Genomic DNA, 7,684 nt, shown 5'->3' with positions numbered 1-7,684 from the left:
CCTTTAGATTTGTTTTTATTAAAGATTAAAAAAGGGATTTATAATTATGTTAAAAAGATGGGGTCTGGGGAAGACTCTTACCCTTTAAAATTGTTATTAATTTTAAGGGTAGTAAAAAGAACGGAGTGAACTTGCACGCCCGTTAGTAAACAAGAACTATCTCACGTATTAGTCTCCGTTCTTTAAAACTGGTTACAAAGGACCAAATAGAATCATAGCGTTTACCTATTAAAGGTTTTAGTCAATGTAACCATTAACTTAAAACATAAAATTATGAAAATTAAAGAAACGGTAGGGATCGACATTAGTAAATTGACTTTGGATGTAAGGATTCATAGTAGTCAGGCGTTCAACGTTTTTGAAAACACATTGAAAGGATATGGAAAAATGCTGAAATGGGTGAGAAAGAACACACGTTATTTAAACACGGAAACGATATTTGTTTTTGAACATACAGGACTGTATTCACATGGGTTGTCCGTGTTTTTGTCCGAAGACAATATTTCCTTTGCAGTGATCTCTGGACTGGAAATAAAAAAGTCTTTGGGAATAGTCCGAGGTAAGAACGATAAAATAGATGCCACTAAAATAGCCTTATATGCATATAGGCTCAGGGATGAAATTACTCTGTTTCAAATGCCTACTAATGCAATTAATAAATTAAAACGGCTACTATCACTTCGTGACCGAATGGTAAAGCACAGAGCAGGCTATAAAAATTCATTGGGAGAATACCAGAGGCTGTTTTGTAGAGTTGAAAACAGGATTTTCTTTCAATCCCATAAGAAATTGATCCGATATTTGTCAATTGAGATTAAAGCTATAGAAGGTCAAATGAAGAATATCATTGATAGTAGCTCTAAACTAAAAGAGCATTACAGACTGATAACCAGCATTAAAGGTATAGGTGCTCAAACTGCTTTGTTTTTAATCGTTCATACCAACGGTTTTACGAAGTTTAAGAATGCTCGGAAATTTGCTTCATATTGCGGAATAGCCCCATTTCCATATTCTTCAGGAAGTAGTATTCGAAAGAGGACAAGGATAAGCCACTATGCCAATAAAAAGATAAAGAGTTTGCTGGATATGTGTGCTAAAACAGCCATCCAACATAATATTGAAATGAAATTATATTATGAGCAGAAAGTCGAAGAAGGTAAAAATAGAAGGAGCACAATAAATGTGATAAGAAATAAATTATTGGCCAGAGTTTTTGCAGTAGTACAAAGAGGAACCCCTTATGTAGATATTAAAAAATATGCTGCTTGAAATAAACTAATAAATTTATCGGTAAAAATTTGTTTTAATCATAGAATACGTGAGCATCTTACTTATCTTCTCGTTCCCATTAAATTACCAGTTTTCTGATACGAGATTCAAAGCAATTGCTTCAATATTTTTATATGAAGAATCGCAAAATTATTAAATACTGGGCTAGTATATAAAAAATATGATCGCGGTAAAATATTACCGCAATTTTTTATTAAAAATAAGGCAACTTCCAAACATACAATAATTCAAAGTATGAAGAAAAAGTATAAAGACGAGGTATTGGTTTTATTTGGTAAGAAATTGAAGGAGTTGAGGTTGAAGAAAAAATTAAGCCTTAGAGCCTTGGAAAAAGAGTGTGACATTGATAATAGCTATATAAGTAAAATTGAACATGGAAAAGCCAACATAAGTTTTCATACGATAACAGAATTGGCAGGTGCTTTTAAAGTACACCCTAAAGAGCTCTTTAATTTTGAGCATGAATGGAAAGATGAGGCTTTTATGTGATCTTAGAATTACCTGCTAGTGTCAGTTTTAAACTGGTACCGCCCAAGAGTAAGCCCTAGCTAATCCGTTAAGCACCCTTAGATAATTTCAAAATGAATTAAAAATCCCCTAGATTTGTAAATAAACATACATGGAATATAAAGGACATATATCCTTTATTTTATTGTTAGGTTTCATTTGCTGGACGTGAAAAAATAGAATGAATAAATTTTAAGATTTGGACTTTCTTCTTGTTGGATACATGACCTGTTGTTCCTTAAATTGACCAATTTCCTCCCTTAATGTTTGATTGATATTTTGGATTAGGTCATTTTGGACTTTCATTATTCTTAATAAATCATGCATTGCGTTTAGATTATCTAACTGTTTATATACAATTTGTTCTAAATCTGCTTTAGTATATCTTTTACTCATAGTTTAAATTTATTTGCGAATAACATCACTTTTAATTGATGTAAATTTATAATATTAATTTTAAATACGCAAATAAATTGATGTAATAAGTGCTTTTAAACACGAATTAAATCAACTAATGTTCTGATAATTGTTAATTATATTTGTTTGATTCGTTATTAGATTTAACTTATACGCAATATAAAATGGCTAAAAAAGCAATTAATAGACTAAAAGTTGTTTTGGCAGAGCAAGGACGAACGAACAAGTGGTTAGCAGAAAAATTAGATAAAAATACTGCCACTATATCAAGATGGTGTACAAATGAAATGCAACCCTCTTTAGAATCACTTGTCGAGATTGCCGAGACTTTGAATGTGGATGTAAGGCAATTATTGCTTCCCACCGTAAACAGAACGTAAGTAGGTTATGTTTTGTAAACCGACTTTTAACAAAAAAATGAAAGAGATTAATAGAATTTTAAAACAGAAGCAGGCATTTTGAATAACCTAATATTCATAGGAGGTATTCACGGTGTCGGGAAAGGCACTATTTGCAACAAAATTTGTGAGCAAACGGATTTTGTGTATATAACTGCGAGTGAAATTCTAAGATGGGATGAAATAAGCAAACCTGATAACAAAAAAGTTGAGAATATTCAGAATACACAGGATAGATTAATTGCAGGTCTTGATAAAGCATTAAAAGAAAATGGGAATTATTTATTAGATGGTCATTTTTGTTTATTCAATTCAGTAGGTCAAGTCGAAAAAGTGCCAATGGAAACATTTGAGAAAATTGCACCGAAATTAATAGCAATCGTTACCACTAAAATTGACTTAATTAAAGAACGATTGGAAAAGAGAGATAACAAAGAATATGATTTTGATTTATTAAAAAGTATGCAAACTTCCGAAAGAGAATATGCTCAACAAATTTCGTTAAAACTGAATGTGCCATTTGTTGAAATAAAAGATGGCAATTATAAATCCCTAATTGAGATATTATAATGAAAGCATTGTTGGACACTAATATTGTCATTCACCGTGAAACAAGTAAAATTGTAAACGAAAATATTGGTACACTCTTTCATTGGCTTGACAGATTGCAACATGCTAAGAATGTCCATCCAATAACTGTTGACGAACTCAAACGACATTCGGATAAGGAAGTAGTACGAACAATAGGCATTAAACTTGAGAGTTATCAGGTTTTAAAAACGGTTGCTCCTTTACATGCTGATGTTGAAAGCATAAGTGATGATATTGACACTACGGATAATGATAAAAATGATACTTTGCTTCTTAATGAAGTGTATTGTTCTCGTGTAGATTTACTGATAACAGAAGACAAAAAAATACATCAAAAAGCTCTTTCTCTTGGAATTGATGATAAGGTATTCCGAATTGATTCATTCATTGAAAAAGCAATTGCAGAGAACCCTTCACTTGTCGATTACCAAACACTTTCAGTTAAAAAGGAATATTTTGGAAACATCAACTTAAATGACTCTTTCTTTGACAGTTTTAGAGAAGACTATTTGGGGTTTGATAAATGGTTTAATAGAAAATCAGATGAAGTCTCCTACATCTGCTCATATTTAGGTGTGACAAATGCTTTCCTTTTCATCAAACAAGAAGATGAAACTGAAAACTATTCAGACATTACTCCTCCTTTGCCTCCAAAGAAAAGATTGAAAATTGGAACATTTAAAGTAACGGCAAATGGATTTAAACTTGGTGAGCGCTTTTTAAAAATCATTTTTGATAATGCCTTACAGTTTAAAGTAGAAGAAATCTATGTTACCATATTTGATAAAAGCCCCGAACAAAAAAGACTAATCGAACTACTGGAATACTGGGGCTTTACATTTTGGGGAACAAAAGAATCATCTACAGGAACAGAAAATGTTTACGTAAGGTCTTTTGGAAAACCTGCTGATAAAGACAACCCTAAACTCACATTCCCATTTTTATCGAAAGAAGGGAAAGTATTTATAGTTCCCATTTATCCAGAATACCATACTGAATTATTCCCTGATTCTATTTTGAGAACTGAATCTCCTTTAAACTTTGTGGAGAATGAACCCCACCGAAATGCGATTAAGAAGGTGTACATCTCTCATTCACTCGAACGAAATTTAAGCACTGGGGATTTAATTGTCTTTTATAGAACTGGTGGCTATTATAAAAGTGTAGTTACTACAATTGGGATAGTAGAAAATGTGGTTAATCCATCAACCATAGAAGAATTAAAAACAATTTGTCGTAAACGAACAGCGTTAACAGATGAAGAATTATCAGCCTATTGGGATAGATATAAAAGAAAACCTTTTGTCGTAAACTTTCTTTACGCCTATTCTTTCCCCAATCGACCAAATATGAGCCGACTAATTGAACTCGGAGTTTTAAAAGATAAAGATGATGCCCCAAGAGGATTTAGAGAAATTGGATGGGATTCATTTATAAAAATATATAAAGAAGCATATAAAATATGAAAGTACTATTATCTATAAAACCAGAATACGCAAATAAGATTTTCTCAGGAGAGAAAAAATTTGAATTTAGAAAAAGAGTATTTAAAAATCTTGAAGTGCAAACGGTTGTTGTTTATTCAACAATGCCAGTAGGTAGAATAATTGGTGAATTTTCTATCAAACATATTCACCAAGATTCTCCTGAATCCATTTGGGATAAAACAAAGAGATTTTCAGGTATTGACGAAAATTTCTTTAACGAGTATTATGACGGTAGAGACTTGGCTTTTGCAATAGAGGTTGACAATCCTGTTTTATATGAAGAGCCAATAAATCCGAAAGAAGAATATGCAAACTTCACAGCTCCTCAGTCATTTATGTATTTGTAATGAATAAAAAAAACGAAAACCTAACAATGTGTATAGTGCATAGCTACCCTGCGGGATAGCTACGACACCATACACGGAACGTTGCCCACAATTATGACTCAGCTAAAATTTCACAGTCCTGAATTCGAATTTGAGGGGATTTCTATTCCTGAATTTGATGTTGAATATGGAAAACTCATTAGATTGTGCATTCCGAATTTCGATTCAATGGGGAATAGCTTAGTCCATAGATTTCGATATGGTTTATTAAATCGTTTTGAGGAAAAAATTCCAAAAGCGAAATGGTCTAAGGAATATAAAGAGAGTATATTTCGAAAATCTCTGAAACCGCTTACTGTAGAAAATTACATAACAAAAAAATTAAATATTGACAAAACTAAAGCAAAAGACATAGCTGAATATTTAGAATTGAACCCCAATGAAAAGGTTCGCGACTTAATCTTGGGAAAGAGTAAAGCACTTGCTATTAAATGTGACTTTGAGAAATACGACACATTAGTATTTGATTACTTCGGCGTAGGTGCTATGGATTTTGAGTTTTTGGAAAAAATTGTGGATTTTGAAATTAAAAGAGGAAAAAGAGGCGTAACAATCGACCGACTTGAATACAATCAAGATGAAGAAAAAAATGAGAATATTGAACAATTAAAAATAACTGTGGGCAACAATGTATAACCGCAATTACGGCGGATTCGACTTCGTTCGAATCCATTCGGAATTGCTAAAGTCTGTGCTAAAACGAAAATACAGGCTAATTTAACCGTAACTGACGGTTATACGAGACCGTTGTGCAACATATGAAAATGAAGTTTACGATTAACATATTATTCCTTTTCATCTTCACGTTTTCGTTTTCACAAAATGAAATTACGTATAAAAAAACTCTTTCCGATATCAAAAAATCCTCAAAGATTTTATGCACGAACTTGATAATTCCGAACAAGGATTTCTCAATTGGAATCTACACAGAGGAATGGGAAGTAGAAGACTTGACTATGGAACAATGTGGAGATATAAAAACGGATTCAATAAAGAATTCTAAAATTATTGAAATTCTGAAGTCAAAACATCTTTTGGATAAGTTATATCTGAATATGGAAAATAACGAATATGAAAGTATAAACTCATCTGACAAGTTTGAGTGGAATAAAGCAAATCTGATTGTTGAACTGAATTTCACGCACAACTGGAAAGGAGTTAATCAAGTTTATATTCCAATAAATAATAAAAAACAAGCGAAAGAACTGATTAAATCAATCTGTAAGATATTTGAATCTGACTTTTGCTTTAGAAAATTAAAACGGAATTTATAAAAATACGTTGCACAACAACGTGTCCTATGAAAAGCACTAGTCCAGTTCTTCAAAGTTAATATTTATTTTTTTAATTATCTCATTATGTTGATTTTGAGGTGTTGTAATGTTAATAATTCCGATAGGACTATCAATATTTCAATACCATATAACCTGCTCCGCATCCTATATGTGATCAACTCTAAATCTTGGTCGTCACCAGCATCTTTATGATTTTAAGCTATAATAAACCTGTTCACTTGCTATAAATATGTGATACCTCTATTTAAGGTTTACCCTCGTTGTTTTGCGATACAAGTTATGCTTCTTTTTTGAGCTTTGTTATCTGTTTTATATTATTCTACAACACCTATAGTATAAGGTGTTTCTGTTTTTATTACTGCTAATGTTCTACTTAATAGCTTTCTGGCTACTTCTATTATAATTGTTTTCACGTTCTTTCTATAATAGACCTGCATCACTGGATCGGTCCGTATGGCCTGCCAGGAAGCTTCTATAAAATAACTCCGCATTAAGCGGTGTGCCCGCATGGTTATGCCTGTGTGCCGTTGGTTATCCCCACTTTGATGAATCCCTGGTGCTATACCTACATAACCCGCTAAATGTTTTATAGATCTAAAACGTCGTAGATCTCCTAACTCACTTATAATACCACAGGCAACTATACCGCCTATCCCTGGAACACTACGCAATAAGTAATAATCTTTCTTGTAATGTTTTCTGCAATAGGCACGTATCTTTGTAGAGATATCCCGTAGCTCTTGGTCGATAAACCTAAAAGAACGCAGCCTACTGGACAAGGTTTCTCTTGCTGTAGGGTATTCAAATACAATACCATCCAACCGATTTCTAAACTTATGACTCCAATGATCGTTATCAAATCGCTCTGGGATAGATATCCCAAAATAAAGTAATTGCATCTTGATATGACTTTTTATACGACGGTAGTCTTTAACCAAATCATTGCGGCGTCTAAATAAACTACGTAATTGTTCACGTTCTATATCGGGAATATGGATGCTCTCTAGTCTGTTATCCTTTAATTCCCTTGCTATTAATTGCGCATCTATTTTATCTGTTTTAGTATACTTCTCTTTTCCTTTTCTATGGATATCTGCGGGGTTGACTACTAATGATCGCCAGCCATAACCCACAAAAACACGATGCGAATAATAGCCACAGCAGCCTGCTTCGTAGGCTGTAGATACCTCTAAACCCCAATAATGCCTATCCACATAATCTTTTAATAATTCTGGTTTGGGGGGCATGGCAAAAGTTTTGCCCGTAAATAAATCTGTGGCACAATGAACCTTCCAACTACGTTTGTGAATGTC

10 protein-coding genes are annotated in these 7,684 nt (G+C 32.8%); 8 read left to right on the top strand and 2 right to left on the bottom strand.

What is annotated here, in order from left to right; all coding sequences use genetic code 11:
• Positions 1-273: 273 nt before the first annotated feature.
• Positions 274-1,269 (top strand): IS110 family RNA-guided transposase, encoded by a 996-nt coding sequence (locus HHX25_RS20970; RefSeq protein WP_169670953.1) that lies wholly within the window; start codon positions 274-276, stop codon positions 1,267-1,269.
• Between the two features lie 255 nt (positions 1,270-1,524).
• A complete protein-coding gene (locus HHX25_RS20965; RefSeq protein WP_169677379.1) occupies positions 1,525-1,779 on the top strand; it encodes a helix-turn-helix domain-containing protein in 255 nt (84 codons plus the stop codon).
• Positions 1,780-1,989: 210 nt separating this feature from the next.
• On the opposite strand, the gene HHX25_RS20960 is transcribed toward HHX25_RS20965, so the two are convergent.
• A complete protein-coding gene (locus HHX25_RS20960; RefSeq protein WP_159254775.1) occupies positions 1,990-2,193 on the bottom strand; it encodes a hypothetical protein in 204 nt (67 codons plus the stop codon).
• A 185-nt stretch (positions 2,194-2,378) separates the two neighbouring features.
• Here HHX25_RS20960 and HHX25_RS20955 point away from each other — a divergent pair, with 185 nt between their 5' ends.
• The 6 genes from HHX25_RS20955 to HHX25_RS21385 all read left to right on the top strand — a co-directional run bounded on the left by HHX25_RS20955 (position 2,379) and on the right by HHX25_RS21385 (position 6,079).
• Positions 2,379-2,594 carry a helix-turn-helix transcriptional regulator gene (locus HHX25_RS20955; protein ID WP_169677378.1) on the top strand — a complete coding sequence of 72 codons (216 nt, stop codon included), beginning with the start codon at positions 2,379-2,381 and terminating at the stop codon, positions 2,592-2,594.
• Positions 2,595-2,672: 78 nt separating this feature from the next.
• Complete coding sequence (locus tag HHX25_RS20950) at positions 2,673-3,182, top strand: ATP-binding protein (protein WP_169677377.1); 510 nt, start codon at positions 2,673-2,675, stop codon at positions 3,180-3,182.
• On the top strand, positions 3,182-4,669 hold the full coding sequence (locus HHX25_RS20945) for a PIN domain-containing protein (protein WP_169677376.1): 1,488 nt from the start codon (positions 3,182-3,184) through the stop codon (positions 4,667-4,669). Before HHX25_RS20950 ends, HHX25_RS20945 begins: the two co-directional genes overlap by 1 nt.
• A complete protein-coding gene (locus tag HHX25_RS20940; protein ID WP_126590670.1) occupies positions 4,666-5,037 on the top strand; it encodes an ASCH domain-containing protein in 372 nt (123 codons plus the stop codon). The genes HHX25_RS20945 and HHX25_RS20940 overlap by 4 nt, the downstream gene beginning before the upstream one ends.
• 93 nt (positions 5,038-5,130) lie before the next feature.
• Positions 5,131-5,712: a hypothetical protein gene (locus HHX25_RS20935; RefSeq protein ID WP_169677375.1), complete on the top strand. Its 582-nt coding sequence runs from the start codon at positions 5,131-5,133 to the stop codon at positions 5,710-5,712.
• Positions 5,713-5,953: 241 nt separating this feature from the next.
• Complete coding sequence (locus HHX25_RS21385) at positions 5,954-6,079, top strand: hypothetical protein (RefSeq protein WP_262888903.1); 126 nt, start codon at positions 5,954-5,956, stop codon at positions 6,077-6,079.
• 606 nt (positions 6,080-6,685) lie between these two features.
• Here HHX25_RS21385 and HHX25_RS20930 read toward each other — a convergent pair.
• The coding region (locus HHX25_RS20930; RefSeq protein WP_169673153.1) for an IS110 family RNA-guided transposase at positions 6,686-7,684 on the bottom strand (999 nt) is incomplete at its 5' end.

The organism is Flavivirga algicola (assembly GCF_012910715.1).
Lineage (GTDB): Bacteria > Bacteroidota > Bacteroidia > Flavobacteriales > Flavobacteriaceae > Flavivirga > Flavivirga algicola.
This window is presented reverse-complemented; position numbering and strand designations above follow the sequence as displayed.

Bases quoted from the DNA above. Each gene is read 5' to 3' on its own strand.
- HHX25_RS20970 (WP_169670953.1), top strand. From the start codon at position 274: ATGAAAATTAAAGAAACGGTAGGGATCGACATTAGTAAATTGACTTTG.
- HHX25_RS20965 (WP_169677379.1), top strand. From the start codon at position 1,525: ATGAAGAAAAAGTATAAAGACGAGGTATTGGTTTTATTTGGTAAGAAA.
- HHX25_RS20960 (WP_159254775.1), bottom strand. From the start codon at position 2,193: ATGAGTAAAAGATATACTAAAGCAGATTTAGAACAAATTGTATATAAA.
- HHX25_RS20955 (WP_169677378.1), top strand. From the start codon at position 2,379: ATGGCTAAAAAAGCAATTAATAGACTAAAAGTTGTTTTGGCAGAGCAA.
- HHX25_RS20945 (WP_169677376.1), top strand. From the start codon at position 3,182: ATGAAAGCATTGTTGGACACTAATATTGTCATTCACCGTGAAACAAGT.
- HHX25_RS20940 (WP_126590670.1), top strand. From the start codon at position 4,666: ATGAAAGTACTATTATCTATAAAACCAGAATACGCAAATAAGATTTTC.
- HHX25_RS20935 (WP_169677375.1), top strand. From the start codon at position 5,131: ATGACTCAGCTAAAATTTCACAGTCCTGAATTCGAATTTGAGGGGATT.
- HHX25_RS21385 (WP_262888903.1), top strand. From the start codon at position 5,954: ATGCACGAACTTGATAATTCCGAACAAGGATTTCTCAATTGGAATCTA.